This window comes from Lunatimonas sp. (assembly GCF_020832325.1).
Taxonomy (GTDB): Bacteria; Bacteroidota; Bacteroidia; order Cytophagales; family Cyclobacteriaceae; genus Lunatimonas.
In genome coordinates this window covers 59,187-77,137 of sequence record NZ_JAFIEU010000020.1, presented here as the reverse complement: position 1 = coordinate 77,137, position 17,951 = coordinate 59,187, and the positions used below count along the sequence as shown (strand labels likewise).

Genomic DNA, 17,951 nt, shown 5'->3' with positions numbered 1-17,951 from the left:
CGCGTGACTAGGTGAGAAAATCAGGCTTGTTGATCTTTTGTCCGATTCTGTAGGCAGCATTCATCAATCCCACATGGCTATAGGTTTGGGGAAAGTTGCCCCATTGACTGCCCGTTACATGATCTACATCCTCACTGAAAAGTTTCAAGTGGTTACAGTATTGGGTCAATTTCTCAAAACCCTCAATCGCTTCCTGTAGTCTATTTACGCAGGCCAACGCCTCAATATACCAGAAAGCACATATTAGGAAGGTTGTTTCCGGCTCTCCAAAATCATCGGAATGTTTGTAGCGGTAGAAGAGATAGTCTTTGGCGAGGAGGTCTTTTTCCAGCATTTTCAGGTGATCGTTGGCCCTGTCTAGGTCATCGCCGAAATAGCCCATAGTGATCAATTGTAACGTACTGGCATCCATGTTTCGGCTGCCAATTGCCTGTGCATAGGCCTTTAAGTCAGGTACATAACATTCCTCTATTTTTTCGGCGGCTAAATTTTTGAGATAAACCGCTTTATCCTTCATTTTACTGTCTTTTAGCCTATCGGCAATTTTTATGGCTGCGGAGGCCCCGGCCCAGTGAAATAGAAAGGTATAGCAATGCTGCTGCTGAAGGTTGCGGAATTCCCACAGTCCAGCATCCTTTTCGTCCATGGTTTCCTCTATTTTTAGCAGCAAGTTGTTGATAAACGGCCTGGAATGGCTTTTCTCAGATTCAGTAAAGCGTTTGTCAGCATAAAGGGGCAGCAGACTAACCAAAACCTGCCCGTATAGGTCATTCTGTATATGGGTATAGGCTTGGTTTCCAAACCTCACAGGTTGATTGCCCAGATAGCCATCCAAGTCGCAGATTCGTTCTTCCAGAAGCGCAGAACCGGTGATGGAATAAAGAGGCTGGTAACGGCCCTGACTGTCTGTGGGTAGGTTTTGAATGTATTCGAAGTAGCGCTCCAGTTCTTCAAAGTGTCCTAGATGATTGAAGACATTTAACGTATAGAACGTATCTCTCATCCAGCAGTAACGATAATCCCAATTCCGGGTAGATCCGGGAGACTCGGGCAGGCTCGTAGTAGAAGAAGCGATAATTGCGCCCGTGTCTTCGTATTGATGGATTTTCAGGGCCAAGGCGGATCGGACTACCAGAGTTTGATTAAAATTTGGGATACTCGTAGATTTGATCCATTTCCTCCAATATTTGATAGTCTCCATCAGAAACCGGTCTATAGTGCTTTCTATTGGAGCCTCCAAGGGACTACCATAGGTAAAGACAAGGTAGATTGGTCGGTTTAGCCGGAACTCTTTCTCTTCTAAGATATATGAAATGGAACAGTTTGTGGTAAGTCTTATTTGCTGTTCCGCCCCTGCAAATCGAATGTGGTTGCTTCCTGGAGATGGAGTAAGTGTTTTTTTACCATAGTTGGTGACAGGTTCACATTTGATTTTGATCTTTGGTTCCCCGTCTAGTGGTTCCACCTTACGGACTAGCATTAGAGGTTTGTAGTGTCGGTCGTAATTTTCAAAACGCGGTGCAAAGTCGGTGATGGTGTAGGATTCCCCCATCGAGTTGGTGATTTTCGTCTGGAGTACGTTTGTGTTTTCCAAGTAGCTTTGTTCCGATTCAAAACCTCCGTTCTGAGGAAGAATTGTAAACTCGCCTCCCTTATCGTGGTCCAGCATGGATCCAAAGACAAAGTCGCTGTCGAAGCGGGGCAGGCAAAGCCAACTGATGTTGGAGTTTTTTTCAATGTGGGCGATGTAGGCGCAATTCCCAATCAGTCCCGTTCCGTACAGGTGCTTTTCCATGCAAAGTATGGTTAGATTTAAACAAAAAGGTCTTCGATGATCGGCTAATATATAGAATAAAAATTTGCATAGAAAACCAAGTCAACGTGGAATTGTTCAGCAAGCTTTCAACTAATCTTTGATCACATCCAAATATTTTCTAGGTACGTTGATCAACATATTTTGATTTATTCCAGGAATCCGGATAATGAAATAATCTTGGTTTGATTTCTGAACACATTCACCTTCAAAGCCTTCCAGAGGTCCTCCCAGAATTTTCACTCTTTCCCCTTTTTCGATAGGGTCGGTGTTTACCTCCACGGATACACCCGTTTCAATGACCCTGCGGATGGTGTCAATTTCCGCTTGTGGCACCGTTGCATGTTCTCCCGAAAAATTGACAAATTTTACGGCCCCACTCACCTGCAATGCCTCCCAGAGCCGGTCTTTGGTAAAATTCACAAATAAATAGCCATTAAAAAGAGGCACAACAACTTTCTTTTTTCGGTCGCTCCATTGCCTAACCTGTTCTACCATAGGTAGATAGACCTCGATTCCTTTTTCTTTAAGTCGTTCGGCCACTTTTTTTTCCGCCCGAGGTGCGGTATACATCACAAACCATCGGTTGTCTTCACTCATCTCTAGGGTATTTATAAGCTTTAGGCAAAATTATTCATTTGAGTGCCGATTTCCGAACGTATCTAAGTCAAATATTTTTTATTCCCTGTTAATCTGGCAATGCGAAAATCATTTGGCGGACTGCCACTCGACTTTTATAGATGTATTTAAATATCAAAAAAAATGTAATTTGAATTGTATAAAATGGGTTTCATTATTTTTTATTAGTTTTGCAGCTAGATAGCGGGGGTTTTCTTAACTTTACCCGGTTTATCAACTGATTTGATCCTATTTTGATGACCTTAATTTTTACTTTCTGACATGAGTGTGATTAACGTAATTTTATCCGGTGGGGTTGGAAGTAGGCTTTGGCCCTTATCAAGAAAATCAAGACCTAAGCAGTATTTGCCCCTATTTGAGGGGAGGTCATTGTTTGAACTTACCGTACAGCGGAATCAACCGTTTTGTGAAAAGGTGGTGGTAGTAGGTGGAAAGGACAATTACTTATTGTCGAGGGATTCCTTAAAGAGTCTTCAGGGCAGTCAGTACCGTGAGGTTGTTGAGGCTGCACCCCGGAATACAGCTGCGGCCATTGCGTTTGCAGCCTTTTTGGCTGATTCGGAGGATATATTGTTGGTAACTCCGTCAGATCATCTTATTCAGGAAGGCGATGCATACGCAGCAGCGATTCAGCAGGCAATTCAATTGGCAGGAGACAAGCATTTGGTGACCTTTGGATTGGTACCTACCAAACCAGAAACCGGGTTTGGATACATCGAGTATGCCGGCAACGAGGTTTTGTCCTTTCGTGAAAAGCCCTCGTCCGCACTAGCGGAGGAGTTTATTGCCCAGGGAAATTTCTTGTGGAACAGCGGCATGTTTTGCTTTGCTGCCGGTGTGTTTTTGGATGAGCTCAAACAGTATGAGCCCGAGGTTTATGCGAAATCGAAAAAGGCCTTTGAGCTTTCAAAGGACGGGTTCCTCCCACTTGCTGAAAGCATGGAAATCCCCTCTATCAGCGTTGATTATGCCGTTATGGAACGATCTAAACGGATCAAAGTGGTTCCGGCAAAATTCGATTGGTCTGATATGGGGTCGTTTGAGGCCTTGTACGAGCACACCCCAGCGGACAGTCCTGCCCGGCAAGGGTCTAATTTGGCCATTGGATCGGGCAAGCGGGTGGAGTTTCTGGGCGTTGAAAATGTAATTTTAGTAGAAACGGCAGACGCGGTTTTGGTAATGGACCGTTCGAAGGCTCAAGACGTAAAAAAGATCTATGAACGGTTGGAAAAGGAAAACCCTGAACTCTTATCGTAAGCAGTATGGTTGATAAACATGCAAAGATTTACATTTCCGGCCATCATGGGATGGTAGGTGCGGCGATTTGGCGGTCTCTCGTAAAGAAAGGCTATACTGGATTGATCGGATCCAGCAGCAAAGAATTGGACCTGAGAAATCAGCAGGCCGTTCGGGACTTTTTCAGTGAAAAGAGGCCTGAAGTGGTCATCGATGCCGCTGCCAGAGTAGGGGGAATATTGGCTAACAATAATTATCCCTACCAGTTCTTGATGGATAATATGCTGATTCAGAATAATTTAATAGATAGTTCCCTACAGTCGGGGGTTGAGAAATTTATTTTTTTGGGGAGTTCCTGTATATATCCGAAATTTGCTCCTCAGCCTTTAAAGGAGGAGTACCTGCTTACGTCTGCGTTGGAACCTACCAATGAGTGGTATGCATTGGCCAAAATTTCAGGGGTAAAGGCATGCGAAGCGATCCGTAAGCAGTTTTCCAAAGACTTTATTAGTCTAATGCCCACGAATCTGTACGGGCCTTTTGATAATTTCGATTTAGAGACCAGCCATGTGCTTCCGGCGATGATCCGTAAGTTTCACGAAGCCAAATTAAATGGGCACTCCGATGTGGTTTTGTGGGGCTCAGGCACGCCGATGAGGGAGTTTTTGCACGTGGATGATATGGCTGATGCGGTTATTTTTGCGATGGAACACACATTCGAAGATAACTTGTATAATGTCGGTACGGGTGTAGACCTGACGATCAAGGAGTTGGCTGAGTTGATACAGCGAACCACCGGCCATCAGGGTTCCATTGTATGGGACTCCGAAAAACCGGATGGTACCCCCAGGAAGTTGATGGATGTTTCTAAGATGGCAGAGAAGGGGTGGCGATCCTCCATTACCCTGGAAAAAGGGATCAAAGAAACCTATGAGTGGTTTTTAGCCAATGTGGATCGGGTAAAGGAAGTAAAAATTTAACAATCAATATTTTCGGCAATTTCATTTAATCGTAAATCATGAAGACAGCATTAATTACGGGGATCACAGGGCAGGACGGTGCTTACCTTGCTGAATTACTTTTGGAAAAGGGGTATATCGTACACGGGATCAAGCGTAGGGCTTCGCTTTTTAACACAGACCGTATAGACCATCTTTATCAGGATCCGCACGAGGAGAATAAGAATTTGTTTTTGCATTATGGAGATCTTACCGATTCGATGAACCTGACCCGAATTATTCAGGAGACGAAACCGGATGAGGTTTACAATTTGGCGGCTATGAGTCACGTGAAAGTAAGCTTCGATACGCCGGAGTATACTGCAAATGCGGATGGGATAGGTACCCTGCGAATTTTGGAAGCGGTCCGTCTGTTGGGAATGGAAAAGAAAACCAAGGTGTATCAGGCTTCCACTTCAGAGTTGTATGGACTGGTACAGCAGGTGCCTCAGTCGGAAACGACACCTTTTTACCCCAGATCACCGTATGCCGTGGCTAAGTTATATGGCTATTGGATCACGGTCAATTATCGGGAGGCCTACGGTATGTATGCCTGTAATGGGATTTTGTTTAATCACGAGTCGCCCTTGAGAGGGGAGACCTTTGTGACCCGAAAAATCACCCGAGCGGTGGCCAAAATCGGTTTGGGTCTTCAGACGAATTTATACATGGGAAATTTGGATGCCAAGCGGGACTGGGGACATGCAAAGGACTATGTAGAAGCAATGTGGAGGATTTTGCAACAGGAAGAGGCAGAGGATTATGTGATTGCCACGGGGGTTACTACGACCGTACGTGACTTTATCCGAATGGCATTTGCCGAAATCGGTTTTAAGCTCCGGTTTGAGGGACAGGGAATAGAGGAGGTTGGTATACTGGATAGTATAGACCAAACCCTAGCTAAAGAGGTACTTAAATTAGACAACTTTAAGGTTTCTGTAGGAGACGTTTTGGTAAAGATTGACGCAGCCTATTTCCGTCCCACAGAGGTGGACCTGTTGATCGGAGATCCGACCAAAGCAAAGGAGAAATTGGGTTGGACACCGAAGTACGACCTTCCTATGCTTGTAGCCGATATGGTTTCTTCGGATGTTCGCTTGTTTCAGCGGGATATCCACTTAATCAAAGGAGGCCATAAGGTATTGAACCAAGCCGAATAAACCAGGCTAAAGTGCATTAAGTCATCAGTTTACACCCGGAAATCCATTGTTTGTTTTTTTCAGGTGTGAGTTGATGGCTTTTGTTCTTTTAGGAGGGTAGTATTTTTTGATCTAGGTAAATTCAAGTGGTGCTTTAGTTTGATAATTTCGATACTTTGTATTTTTAAATTTAGAATCTGTATTTTTGTGGCTTGATTTGTGAAAGCCATCATTAAACCCATGGAATTTGCGTCGGCTTTGGGTCGGTTTCTAGGTTGATGTTCCTGTTTGTTTGGGACTGAGGAGGCGAAGCTGTGTCTCCTTTTTCATAAATTTTATTGAGATGGTAATTTGAAAAATCTGCGTAGAATGATCAGACCTCGTTTTTGGGCAATTAGTGTCCTTTCTATAATTTGGATGACACTCCTACATGTGTCGGTTTTTGGCCAGTCGCTGCAGGAAATTCAAAATGTGAAAGTCGATAACTTGTCGGACGCACAGATTGAACAGTTGATAAAGCGTGGCGAAGCACAGGGGTTGAACGAACAGCAAATGCTCAATATGGCCGCTGAAAGGGGAATGCCTGCTGCCGAAGTAGCTAAGCTGCGGCAGCGGGTAAATACACTAAAAAGCGGAGGAAGACCTGAACAGCAAACACAAAGGAGCGGTGTAGGAAGCCAGTTGCGTCAACTTCAGGGCCAGCAAACGCAACCCGATTTGTTTGATTCTTTACGTAAATCGGATCCTTACTACGACCTTACTCCAACGCAGAAGAAGATATTTGGGTACAAGCTATTTCACAACAGAGATCTGACGTTTAATCCAAGCCTAAATGTACCGACTCCTCAGGGCTATGTGGTAGGTGCTGGCGATCAGTTGTTAATCGATGTGTACGGCGCGTCGCAACAAGCCTACGATCTCACCATCAATCCAGATGGCAGGATTTTTATCCCAAATGTAGGACCAATTCAGGTTGGAGGTTCCAGCATTGCTGCGGCTACTGGCAGAATAAAATCAGCTTTAACGAGGATTTATTCCGGTCTATCAGGAACTAATCCCAATACCTTTTTGGATGTCCGGTTGGGCAATATTCGGACAGTTTCCGTTTCGATGGTAGGCGAACTCGTACGACCTGGCACCTATACCTTGCCTTCATTTTCTTCTCCGTTCAATGCACTTTTTGCTGCTGGGGGTCCGAATGAGAATGGTTCTTTTCGGCATATTCAGATTTACCGGGATAACAAGTTGGTAACGGAGGTAGATATATACAATTTTTTGATCGGAGGGGACTTCACAAGTTCGGTAAATCTACAGGACAACGATGTAATTATCGTGCCGCCGGTTCGATCCAGGGTGGAGATTCAGGGTCCTGTACGAAGGCAGGGCCTATTTGAGACCCGGCCAAGTGAAAATTTGGAGGATTTGATACAGTTTGCAGGTGGTTTTTCTAGCCAAGCTTTTCGGGATCGATTGACAGTAACCAGAATGACTGGTAGCGAGATGCGGGTAGAGGATGTCGAAGCGGCGAATTTTCCGGTTTTTTTTCCGAAGGATGGAGATACCTATAGGGTCGGCGAAATTCTCAACCGATTCGAAAACAGGGTACAAATCACCGGAGCATTGATGCGACCGGGAACCTTTGCGCTTAATCAGGGCATGGGGATTAGAGACTTGGTTGCGAGAGCACAAGGACTTAGAGAGGATGCCTTTGTCAATCGGGCCACCTTGTACCGGACCAAGGGTGATTTTTCATTGGAGATTTTGCCGGTGGATATTCGTGCTATCCTGAACGGAGAAGAGGAAGACATTGTATTAAGGAGAGAGGACGTATTGAATATTCCAAGCATCTATGACCTGCGAGAGGAATATTATGTCAAGATCTCGGGGGAAGTCAATAGACCTGGGGCATTCGCTTTTGGCGAAAACATGACTGTAGCCGACTTGGTGTTAAAAGCAGGCGGGTTCAAGGAGTCAGCTACCGCATCAAAAATAGAGGTAGCCAGAAGGGTAAAAGACGATATTTCGGGTAAGTTGGCCGAGATAATTATTCTGGATATAGACAAGGAACTGAAAGTCAGTGGTACCAAAGCATTGGAGCCACTACGGCCTTTTGACCATGTAATCATACGAAGGAGTCCGGGCTTCCAGCGCGAGCAGTTGGTACGGGTAGATGGAGAGGCTTTTTTTCCAGGTGAATACGCCATTGCACGTGCCGATGAGAGACTTTCTGATTTGGTTAGCCGAGCTGGTGGGCTCAATCCCTACGCCTACCCCAAGGGAGCCACCTTGATCCGCAGGAACGAGTTTTACAAAGACCTAAGTGAGGATGAGATAAAAGCGGCTACGCTCACCAAGGTGAAAGCCAATATCAGCAGGGATAGCTTGGACCGGACGGAGTCGGACAAGATTTTGTCCTCCAGAATTGATCGGAAAATTGCCGAGTCCAAATCGAGTGAGCAAGCTGAAAGGGAATCTATGGACGTTGGAGATTTCCGACAGCAGTCGATTATGGACCTTGGAGAGGCGCAGGAGGGGGTCGGTCAGATCCAAATCAAAGATACAGAACTCATAGGTATCAACTTGGAGGCCATTCTGAGAAATCCCTATGGTTCTGATGATTTGATCTTGCGTGAAGGGGATGTGCTCAGTATTCCTCGTGAATTACAGACGGTAAGGATGCGCGGGGAGGTCTTGTATCCTACATCCGCTAGGTATAGAGTCCACTCGGGCTTCAAGGATTACATTTCCCGTGCGGGCGGCTTTACCGAAAAATCCAGACGAGGCAGGTCCTATGTGGTATATGCCAACGGAGATGTACAACGTACGAAGAAATTTTTATTTATTAATTCCTATCCCCCTATTGAGCCGGGAGCTGAAATTATCGTACCCACCAAACCCGAAAGAGAACCGATGAGTGTACAGGGATGGGTTGGGTTGGCGACTAGTTTGACTACGTTGGTGATATTGATTGATAGGGTTCGGAACTAGTTGTTTTTATAGTTTCTACCCTATTTTTGAAAGTTTACGTCAGTTAGCCAGCCTGATGAAAGCGGATTCGCTGATTGGGTCGTTTCCATGCAGTAAATAGTAAACAGAAAAATATTTCCGGGCGGTAATCCGTTTATGAACTGCTCGGTTTAGATAGAATTCATGTCACTTAAAAAGGAAGCAGGTAAAGGAATCATTTGGGTGGCTGCTGAGAGGTTTGGTCAGCAACTAATTCAAATTGTGATCTTTATTGTCCTAGCGAGGCTGCTATCTCCTACTGAGTTTGGTTTAGTAGCCATGGTCATGATCGTTTTTGAGGTGTCGCAGAGTTTTATCGACAGTGGAATGGGGCAGGCTTTGATTCGGGAGCGGTCGATTACCGATATTGATCGATCAACTGTTTTTTGGCTCAATATCCTCCTTTCTGGTTTATTTTACATCCTAATATACTTTACGGCAACGCTTGTAGCCGATTTTTACGATCAACCCGATCTTATTCTGCTGATACGTGTGATGGGTTTGTCTGTGTTTTCATCTGGCCTCAGTATTGTTCAACGTGCTGAAATGACTCAGCGAATGGAATTTAAAAAGCAGGCAATTGCTCAAATTCCGGCGGTGCTTGTTGCTGGGATAGTTTCTATTTTGTTGGCCTATTTTGGGGCAGGAGTTTGGTCTTTGGTAGCTCAGTACTTACTCGTATCGATGATTGGTGCCATAGTTCTATGGAAGGTAAACCCAATTCGGATTAGGTTTATTTTTAATATTTCTGCATTTAAGAGGTTGTTTGGGTTTGGCTACAAGTTGCTTTTATCTGGATTATTGGCTACCATATTCAATAATATATATAAGCTGGTAATTGGGAAGTTATATGCGGCATCAACACTCGGTTTATACACTCAAGCTAAAAAGATTAAGGATTTAGCAAGTCTAAACCTTATTAGTGTCATTCAGAAAGTAACGTACCCGTTATTAGCAAAAACACGGGATAATCCCGATCGGTTGCGAGTGGCTTATCGTCAGATCATATTGGTAAGTTCATATGTGATAGTTCCGTTGATGGTTTTTTTAATTGTTTTTGCTGCTCCTATTATGGAGTATGTACTCGGGCCTCAGTGGATTGAAGCTACGTCGTTTTTGCAACTAATCTGTATAAGTGGTGCTTTGTTTCACCTCCACTCTATTAATTTAAATCTATTAAAGGTCTACGGTAGATCTGATCTATTTTTGAAATTGGAGGTTTATAAAAAAATAATTATCTCTATCGCTTTATTGATAGGAGTTCAGTTTGGTATCTATGGAGTGTTAATTGGTCAAGTAATTTCATCCTATATCTCACTATTTATTAATACATATTATACTTCAAAATTTTTAAAATATTCCGTATTTCAACAAGTCTTTGATGTTTTAAAGGTTGGGCTATTTTCATTTCCAATGGCAGTTGTTTTGCTCGCCGGTGTTTTCTTTTTTTCAGTTAACTCATTAGCGGCTTTAATTGCTTACATTGGTTTAGGTTTTCTAGTGTATGTCCTTACCAGTCTATATTTTCGAGGGGAATCATTTAATTACATCCTTTCCATTGCTCAGCCATATATTCCAATCAAACTCAAGTTTTTTCTGAAAATATGATACCAGTAACAAAGCCGTTTCAACCACCGTTGGGTGAATATTGCACATTTCTAGAGGGGATCTGGGATAGAAATTGGTATACTAATAACGGTCCATTGGTCAACGATCTGGAATTAAAATTAAAACAGTATTTAGGAATCAAACATCTCCTATACCTATCAAATGGGACAGTAGCTATTCAAATTGCTCTAAAGGCGCTGGATATTACAAAGAAGGTTATTACAACACCATTTTCGTATGTAGCTACCACCAGCAGTGTCGTTTGGGAAGGTTGTGAGCCTGTTTTTGTGGATATAGATCCTGATACGCTAAATATTAATCCAGATTCAATTGAGGAGGCCATTACGAAAGATACAGAAGCAATATTGGCAACTCACTGTTTTGGAAACCCATGTGATGTAGAGGCGATTCAAAAGATAGCCAATAGGTTCAACTTGAAGGTTATTTACGACGGTGCGCATTGTTTTGGTACACTATATGATGGGGAGAGTATTTTTAATTGGGGGGACGTTTGCACCACTAGTTTTCATGCGACCAAGTTATTTCACACCGTAGAAGGAGGTGCAGTATTCACGAGGAATCCGGAGCTACTAAGGCGGATGGCCTATTTAAGAAATTTTGGCCATGATGGCCCTGAAAAATTTAGTGGCGTTGGAATTAACGGAAAAAACTCGGAATTTCATGCAGCTATGGGTGTCCTAAATTTGCGATATATTAGTGAAATTTTAGCCAGTAGGAAAAAGCAATCCCATGCCTACGATCAGCTCTTGGCAAAGGTAGGATTCCCCAAGTTGAAAGTGTTGGATAGGGCAACGGTAAATCATTCCTATTACCCGGTGTTATTTAAGAGTGAAGCAGAAGCCTTATTGGTTAAGTCTAATTTAGAAGTTAAAAGGGTATTTACTAGACGTTATTTTTATCCAAGTTTAAATACTCTCGGATATTTGAAGCCTAGTTCTGCCCCAATTTCTGAAGATATTTCCAAGAGAATTCTGTGTCTTCCTTTGTATTTTGGTTTGAGTTTTGAAGAGCAAGAGCTGATATGCAGAAGTATTTTAAGAACGCTTAAATATTCCTAATAGTTAAATTGTTTGTTTTGGATACAACGCAAGAACAAAACCGATGTCTGATAATTTTTTCTGGGTTCAATGATAGAGCTGTAATAGCGCTATGTAGACAGTGTAATGCTTTTAAGGTTCCTTTTTTAATCGTTTCCGCAGGAGAATTTGACCGAATTTACTTGACTAAGTATTCAAAAAACGTCATTCACCAACGTAACGCAGACAATTTAACCCTTGAATTAATTCTTCATATTTTCAATGAGATAAAGGCTCAAACGAATTACAATCATTTCGTGATAGCTCCTAGTACGGAGTATTTAAACAGGTTTTTTTTAAAGGAAAGAATTGCGCTCGAGAAGATTAATGTTCAAATTCCCCTTGTAAATGAAGAGCTGTATTCAAAAGTATCCGATAAATCTAGCTTTGTTCGGCTTTGTAAGGATAATGGGTTAAGGGTTCCCTACGAGACAACAGATTACCTTGAATTGGAGTTTCCTTTTGTCATCAAACCTAATACGTATTTTGCGAAAAATGGTGAAGTTCAAACTAAGCCTATTATTGTATATAACGAAAGTGTATTAAATTCGATTAAGGGTGAATACCTATTCGATGATTTTTTCTTTCAAGAGTTTGTTCCCGGGAAGTGCCTTTATCTGTTATTTTATATTTCTACATCTAAGGAATTAACCGTTGCGGTCTCACAAGAGAACTTGATTCAGCAGGCAAATGGAGGCTCTATGGTGGCCGCTCGGGTGTTAAACAGCAACTATTATGCTATTACCAAGAAATATCTCGACCTATTTGAGCTTATCGGCTTCACTGGTCTCGTGATGGTAGAGCTGAAAATGCATAACGGAGAGTTTTTTATGATAGAAGCAAACCCAAGAATGTGGGGCCCAAGTCAGCTTTTTGTTGATGCGGGCTTCCCTATCTTCAGAAACTTTTTAATAGATAATGGTTTTGAGGTTAGTGATTTTGAGATTCCCTTTAATCCCAACGCGATATATAGTTGGTTTGGTGGATTAGTAGCAAATTCTACGAAGGGTGGTACGTCGGTTTATTACGATTATTCATCAACTCAGTTTATGGACGAAATTAGTTTATGGATGGAAAGCGACGTATATAACCGGAAAGACTCCCGTGATTTATTTAATTTTGAAATTAGCCCCCACTCTCTAAATGAATCAAACTGATCATAAGGTGCCGTTATGCCAGCAGGTTTGGGAAGACGATACGCCTCCTTTGGTTAGTATCAATTGTGCTGCATTCAATCACAGTGAGTTTATACAAGCCACGCTAGAAGGCTTTTTGTGCCAAGAAACCAATTTTAAAGTTGAAATTCTCATTCATGATGACGCCTCCACAGACGGTACATCAGAGATAATTAGGTCCTACGAAGATAGATTTCCGGGTATCATACACGGTATATACCAGAGCGTCAATCAGTATTCAAAGGGTAATAAGCCTTCGAGAATTAATAGAGATCGAAGTAAGGGAAAATACATTGCCTTGTGTGAAGGGGATGATTACTGGACAGACCCTCAAAAACTTCAGATACAGGTTGATTTTTTGGAAGCCCATCCCGATCTTTCGCTTTGCTATCATTCGGTTGTGATTTCGGATGGACGATTTGTGGAGAATTTCTCTAGGGACAAGGACGTTCGGTTCTCATTTGTTGATTCTCTTCGGTTAAAACAAGGGTCAACTTTAAGCATGGTATATCGTCGGATGCTACTTGATGAGACTTTTCAGAATCTTATTGTGGGTTTGCCAATCGGAGATTGGCCGCTGGAGGCATATCTGCTTACTAAAGGAGATGGGTATTACTTTTCTGCACCAATGGGGTTTTATAGGAAACATCATTCCGGTCAAACTATGCTTGCGGGATTTCGACGAAAAAGCATTCAAACTAAGATGGTCTTTTTAAGCCGGCTATTGAAAGTTAAGGGTGTTAGCAAGCGATTTCCGATGATCATGTACATCCTTCTGAATTACTTCCGATTGGTTAGGTTAAAGCTGAATGGTTAATTTACTTGTTTGACAAGTTTAGTTATTTTGGACAAAATTCACTTAGTTGGTTTGTAACATATCATGATGAAAAAACCTCCCTCGTCTGTGCCACACAGAATTAGAATGATTGCTAAATCCAACAGAAAGTATATTTTTGGGTCTTTCGTAATCGCCTTTTTGTTTGGGCTGATTCTCTATTTGGGTACCCCAACCGAATACAAAGTGGAGGTCAAGCTGCTCCCTGAAGCAGCCAATAGGGACTCAAATGATCTGTTGAGGCAGCTGGGAGGGGGAGCTGGTGCATTGATGGGTGGTGGGCTAGCCAGGTCCCAGAATGAGTTGATCGACCCGATATTGTATAACGAAATCCTGGCCTCAACGCCATTCCTGTTTAACCTACTAGAGGATACGTATAAGCATTCGGAGTTTGGCGAGATGACCCTCCGGGAGTTTTATGACAATCACAAAAAGGACGATATTTTCACGCTCATAAAGAGGTATACGATTCAATTGCCCAGCCAATTCAATAGAAAGCCCCATGGCCTTTCAGATGAGGAATTGCGCCGTGTTTTCGAGGACGAGGGTATTCTTCAATCGTCCGACGCACGTGCTGTTGGTGATCTAAAGGACAAGTTTGCCATATCGTATAAGCCTAACCTAGGTTTGGTTAGTTTTTCGGTTACGTTTTATGACCGGTCGATGGCAAAACAACTGGCTGAAAAAGCTACCCAGTCCATCATCGAATACCTCGTCGAATACAAGGCTGGGAAAGCCGGACAAAATCTAAACTTCGTCCAAAAACGGCACGATGAGGCGAAAGCGCTATTTTTCAAATCCCAAGAAGCACTGGCTACATTCAGAGATGCCAATTTTAATATTCAGTCTTCGTCCTACAAGATACGAGAAGAACGTTTGGTTGCGGAATTCAACCAAGCTACCAGTCTTTATAATACGCTGATTCAGCAATTGGAAATGGCAAAGGTGAAACTACAGGAGGAGACTCCTGTTTTTTCTGTCATCGAACCAGCCATCATGCCCAGAGCCAAATTTAAGCCAAACGGTTTATTAATTTCCGCCGCAGCTATTTTCCTGGCTGTCATTCTTTCATTTTCCATTGTCTATTTAAGGGAGGTCGTTTTTGGTTACCAAGAAGACTAGCATTCTTTTATGGGCACCACTGGGTTCAGGAACCCATTATTGGGGACCTGGGATCAGTGCGTTCAATTTGTTACAGGGGGTTGACAAGGAGAAGTATGAAATCCACTTGGCACATGGTTTTCCAGCACAAGCCAAGTATCCCCTTTTTGATTCCATCTCATTTGTAAGAAAACTCATTTTTAAAGATAAAGTGAGTATGACCCTTTTCATCCTGTGGTCTTATTTTTGGATGAAGAAGAATGCAAAAAAGTACGACATATGCTATAACCTATCTCCTCATCATATTGGATTGTTGCCAGGAGTATGGTTCAAAAAATTTGGGGGCAAGAAAACATTTGTTAAGATGACTGCCCTAAACGATGGGTTCAATGATAATTCAAGGGTGTCGAAATTACTCGGACTGCCTCAACAACGGTTGAGGATGGCAAAGGAGGTAGATGGCTTTATAGCCCTTAGCTCAGAAATTGTAGAAGAGCTTAAGGAAAAAAACATAGGTGCTAAGCAAATCATCCGAATTCCAAATGGGGTGGATACTCGGAAGTTTGTACCGCTGAAATTGGAGAGTAAGGTACTGGTCAGGGAGAAGTTTGGGTTGAAGGAATCTGATTTTGTTATTGTTTTTACAGGCGGAATATCGCAACGCAAAGGACCTTCGCTGGTCCTTCGAGCGATAGAAGGGATGATAGGAAGGTTTCCGCAAATCCAACTGTTGATTATTGGTCCGGATCGGGACAAGGGAAAGGAAAAGCAGGTGTTGGAAGAATTGTTGTCAAGTAATACTGTTCTGCAAAATCATACGCATATCATTGACCACACCTCCACTATTCTCGCCTATTATCAAGCTGGAGACCTATTCGTTTTGCCTTCATTAAACGAGGGAATGTCAAACTCCATGTTGGAAGCCATGTCCTGTGGACTTCCCGCCATCGTTACCAAGGTGTCCGGTGCCGCAGACGTGGTAGACCATGGAAGAAACGGTTACCTCATTGATCGGGAGGTATCGCAACTTGCTGAGTGTATTTTGGTTTATTTGGAAAACACGGAGCTTCGCACGAGGCATGGCATACAGGCCAGAAACAAAATTTTAGCCCAGTTTGAGAGTAATTCAGTTCTAAAGAAACATTTAGAATTGTTCCGAGTGGATGAGTGATCAGGCATACCTTAAGGAAGCACATCTCCCGTTTACCTGGGTAGTATTTGCTACGTTGTCCCTCCCTAGTTTGAAGCTGATCTACTCGTCTCCCCTGCTCAACGTGGGACTGATGGCTTTATATGGGTTTTTTTTATTGCATTTTTACGTCAGCAGTCCTACACCGGTTTTTTTGGGGATAAGGCAGAGGATCTTTCTTTTTCTGTTTATATGTTTGATGCTGTTAGTCTTTATTTCTTATTTTGTTTTTCCCTTTAGCTATTTTTCTTTCGATAAGTTAGTTAAATATGCCTTCATTTTTATTGCCGCACTTACCACTGCGACCTTTGTAGAGCGTGTGCATATTCGTCTTTTGGTAAACCTGCTGATTGCCTGGGGTCTAATCTTGTGTGTTTGGAAGCTGACGATCGGGATCAGTCTGAATTTTGAAAAAGGCCAAACCTACTTAACCTACGGAATGCCCATAGGATGTTCCCTGATGCTGTTGTTGATTAGGGTATTTGAAAAGCTGTCTTCGACGCAAATACTGGTTTTGCTGGCGTTCATAGGGTTAAATATTTTTGTTATTCTGACCTCCAGAGGACGATCGTCTATCATTTTTCCCTTTCTCTCATTTGGGGTCGTATTGACAGCCGCTTTATTCAGTATAAGGAATAGAAAGGTCGCCGCTAAGGTGTTGCTTGCGGGGGGTGTTTTCTTCCTTGCAGTAGGTTCTTACGTGCTCGCCAACCTCGAGACTTTTAAGTCTCTTGCCAGAGTGATTGCATTGGTTGAGTCCGGCGGCGAAGATAACCGACTGGACTTGTGGCTTCCAGCCGTGGAAGCCATTTCGAGAAATCCCTTTGGGTATGGAACTGATGCACACGAATACATTCTCATTCATTACCCTCACAATATATTCTTAGAAATCGGTTTGGCCTATGGGATAATTGGGGTTTTGTTGTTTCTAGGAATTCTATTCCTTACGGCTCAGAGGTTTAGGGAGAATATTCGTAAAAACGTATACTACATTAGTATTTCTGCTATCGGCCTTTATTTTTTGTTAAGCTGGAACACCTCCCACGATTTTGCGACAGCCACCATTCCTTTTGTTGCATTTGCATTGGCTTTAAAGGCTTAAGATGAAATCGAGCATGAAGCAGGCGGCAAACACCGGGATGACTATCAACCATGCGAGATTCCCCCGAGCGATCGGGGCAGGCTATTCCGATAGACCGGGACAAGTTGTGACCTTTTGAAAATAATTATAGAGGCATGAAACCTACCGTTTCCGTTATAATCCCGACATTCAATAGGCCGGATGATCTAAAGCGAGCCATAGAGAGCGTGTATGCCCAAACCCATCAAGTTGATGAGGTGTGGGTAATCAACGATGGAGATACCTATGCTAGCTTTTTGGATTTGAAAACCCGTTTTGGCGGGGTGAATATTTTGCACACCGGGAAAGGCAAAGGAGCCAATTTTTCCAGAAATTTGGGCATTAAAAATGCAATATCTGATATCCTGATGTTTCTGGACGATGACGACTGGTGGACTAAAGACAAAGTGGATCGCCAGTTGCGCCTTTTTGAAGCGGATGACTCGCTTGGGTTGGTTTTTTCCGGCAAGCAGGTAGTTTTTGATCACACGCCTGAAAAGGTTCAATATCAGATCACTGCTAAGGACGTTCAATATCCCCTTAAGGCCATATTGAAGGATAATTTTATAGGCACCACTTCTTCCGTTGCTGTCAGAAGAAATTTGGTGATAGAGGCTGGCTTGTTTGACGAATCCCTGCCAGCCATGCAGGACTACGACTTGTGGATTCGGATTTGTAAGCGCGCAAAAGTCAAAAGTGACAGAGGATACCATGTCTTTTATACTGTCAATAAGAGCAGTCAAAAGATCCAAATCAGTAAGTCCGGTATCAATCAATTAAAGGCAAGTGAGATTATTTTTGAAAAGTATACAGGAGACTTTTTGGAACAGGGTATCCGCCTCAGTAGGAGAAAGGGTCAATTTTATTTTAAAATTGCAAAATCCATAAGGTATAGAAGTTTTTGGAAAGCCGTACCTTGGATTGCTAAATCTTTTGTGTTATATCCGAGTATTAAAGCGATATACCTACTTATTTCGACGGAAAGGCCATTTTAG

14 protein-coding genes are annotated in these 17,951 nt (G+C 42.8%); 12 read left to right on the top strand and 2 right to left on the bottom strand.

The window, feature by feature from the left end; genetic code table 11:
- Positions 1 to 7: 7 nt before the first annotated feature.
- A complete protein-coding gene (locus JJU34_RS07990) occupies positions 8 to 1,795 on the bottom strand; it encodes a glycoside hydrolase family 15 protein (protein ID WP_228691814.1) in 1,788 nt (595 codons plus the stop codon).
- A 111-nt stretch (positions 1,796 to 1,906) separates the two neighbouring features.
- Positions 1,907 to 2,413, bottom strand: a complete 507-nt coding sequence (locus tag JJU34_RS07985) for a UpxY family transcription antiterminator (RefSeq protein ID WP_228691813.1) — start codon at positions 2,411 to 2,413, stop codon at positions 1,907 to 1,909.
- Between the two features lie 300 nt (positions 2,414 to 2,713).
- Between JJU34_RS07985 and JJU34_RS07980 the strand changes: the two genes are divergently transcribed.
- From JJU34_RS07980 to JJU34_RS07925, 12 genes are all read left to right on the top strand, one after another.
- Complete coding sequence (locus JJU34_RS07980) at positions 2,714 to 3,709, top strand: sugar phosphate nucleotidyltransferase (RefSeq protein ID WP_228691812.1); 996 nt, start codon at positions 2,714 to 2,716, stop codon at positions 3,707 to 3,709.
- A gap of 5 nt (positions 3,710 to 3,714) precedes the next feature.
- Positions 3,715 to 4,668: a GDP-L-fucose synthase gene (locus JJU34_RS07975; protein ID WP_228691811.1), complete on the top strand. Its 954-nt coding sequence runs from the start codon at positions 3,715 to 3,717 to the stop codon at positions 4,666 to 4,668.
- Positions 4,669 to 4,706: 38 nt separating this feature from the next.
- Complete coding sequence (gmd, locus tag JJU34_RS07970; protein ID WP_228691810.1) at positions 4,707 to 5,846, top strand: GDP-mannose 4,6-dehydratase; 1,140 nt, start codon at positions 4,707 to 4,709, stop codon at positions 5,844 to 5,846.
- Between the two features lie 396 nt (positions 5,847 to 6,242).
- Positions 6,243 to 8,813 carry an SLBB domain-containing protein gene (locus JJU34_RS07965; RefSeq protein ID WP_228691850.1) on the top strand — a complete coding sequence of 857 codons (2,571 nt, stop codon included), beginning with the start codon at positions 6,243 to 6,245 and terminating at the stop codon, positions 8,811 to 8,813.
- A gap of 162 nt (positions 8,814 to 8,975) precedes the next feature.
- Positions 8,976 to 10,439 carry a lipopolysaccharide biosynthesis protein gene (locus JJU34_RS07960; RefSeq protein WP_228691809.1) on the top strand — a complete coding sequence of 488 codons (1,464 nt, stop codon included), beginning with the start codon at positions 8,976 to 8,978 and terminating at the stop codon, positions 10,437 to 10,439.
- Positions 10,436 to 11,518, top strand: coding sequence for a DegT/DnrJ/EryC1/StrS family aminotransferase (locus JJU34_RS07955; RefSeq protein WP_228691808.1), 1,083 nt, complete (start codon positions 10,436 to 10,438; stop codon positions 11,516 to 11,518). The genes JJU34_RS07960 and JJU34_RS07955 overlap by 4 nt, the downstream gene beginning before the upstream one ends.
- Positions 11,519 to 11,535: 17 nt before the next feature.
- Complete coding sequence (locus tag JJU34_RS07950; protein ID WP_228691807.1) at positions 11,536 to 12,693, top strand: ATP-grasp domain-containing protein; 1,158 nt, start codon at positions 11,536 to 11,538, stop codon at positions 12,691 to 12,693.
- Positions 12,680 to 13,528 carry a glycosyltransferase gene (locus JJU34_RS07945; RefSeq protein ID WP_228691806.1) on the top strand — a complete coding sequence of 283 codons (849 nt, stop codon included), beginning with the start codon at positions 12,680 to 12,682 and terminating at the stop codon, positions 13,526 to 13,528. Before JJU34_RS07950 ends, JJU34_RS07945 begins: the two co-directional genes overlap by 14 nt.
- 105 nt (positions 13,529 to 13,633) lie before the next feature.
- Positions 13,634 to 14,668 (top strand): GNVR domain-containing protein, encoded by a 1,035-nt coding sequence (locus JJU34_RS07940; protein ID WP_228691805.1) that lies wholly within the window; start codon positions 13,634 to 13,636, stop codon positions 14,666 to 14,668.
- Positions 14,649 to 15,818, top strand: coding sequence for a glycosyltransferase family 4 protein (locus JJU34_RS07935; RefSeq protein ID WP_366512684.1), 1,170 nt, complete (start codon positions 14,649 to 14,651; stop codon positions 15,816 to 15,818). The genes JJU34_RS07940 and JJU34_RS07935 overlap by 20 nt, the downstream gene beginning before the upstream one ends.
- The gene (locus tag JJU34_RS07930) at positions 15,811 to 16,938 is read left to right on the top strand and encodes an O-antigen ligase family protein (protein WP_228691803.1); all 1,128 of its coding nucleotides are present in this window, start codon (positions 15,811 to 15,813) and stop codon (positions 16,936 to 16,938) included. The genes JJU34_RS07935 and JJU34_RS07930 overlap by 8 nt, the downstream gene beginning before the upstream one ends.
- A 134-nt stretch (positions 16,939 to 17,072) precedes the next feature.
- Entirely contained in the window at positions 17,073 to 17,951 is an 879-nt protein-coding gene (locus JJU34_RS07925; RefSeq protein WP_228691802.1) for a glycosyltransferase family A protein, read from the top strand.

Bases quoted from the DNA above. Each gene is read 5' to 3' on its own strand.
- JJU34_RS07990 (WP_228691814.1), bottom strand. From the start codon at position 1,795: ATGGAAAAGCACCTGTACGGAACGGGACTGATTGGGAATTGCGCCTAC.
- JJU34_RS07985 (WP_228691813.1), bottom strand. From the start codon at position 2,413: ATGAGTGAAGACAACCGATGGTTTGTGATGTATACCGCACCTCGGGCG.
- JJU34_RS07980 (WP_228691812.1), top strand. From the start codon at position 2,714: ATGAGTGTGATTAACGTAATTTTATCCGGTGGGGTTGGAAGTAGGCTT.
- JJU34_RS07975 (WP_228691811.1), top strand. From the start codon at position 3,715: ATGGTTGATAAACATGCAAAGATTTACATTTCCGGCCATCATGGGATG.
- gmd (WP_228691810.1), top strand. From the start codon at position 4,707: ATGAAGACAGCATTAATTACGGGGATCACAGGGCAGGACGGTGCTTAC.
- JJU34_RS07965 (WP_228691850.1), top strand. From the start codon at position 6,243: ATGACACTCCTACATGTGTCGGTTTTTGGCCAGTCGCTGCAGGAAATT.
- JJU34_RS07960 (WP_228691809.1), top strand. From the start codon at position 8,976: ATGTCACTTAAAAAGGAAGCAGGTAAAGGAATCATTTGGGTGGCTGCT.
- JJU34_RS07955 (WP_228691808.1), top strand. From the start codon at position 10,436: ATGATACCAGTAACAAAGCCGTTTCAACCACCGTTGGGTGAATATTGC.
- JJU34_RS07945 (WP_228691806.1), top strand. From the start codon at position 12,680: ATGAATCAAACTGATCATAAGGTGCCGTTATGCCAGCAGGTTTGGGAA.
- JJU34_RS07940 (WP_228691805.1), top strand. From the start codon at position 13,634: ATGATTGCTAAATCCAACAGAAAGTATATTTTTGGGTCTTTCGTAATC.
- JJU34_RS07930 (WP_228691803.1), top strand. From the start codon at position 15,811: ATGAGTGATCAGGCATACCTTAAGGAAGCACATCTCCCGTTTACCTGG.
- JJU34_RS07925 (WP_228691802.1), top strand. From the start codon at position 17,073: ATGAAACCTACCGTTTCCGTTATAATCCCGACATTCAATAGGCCGGAT.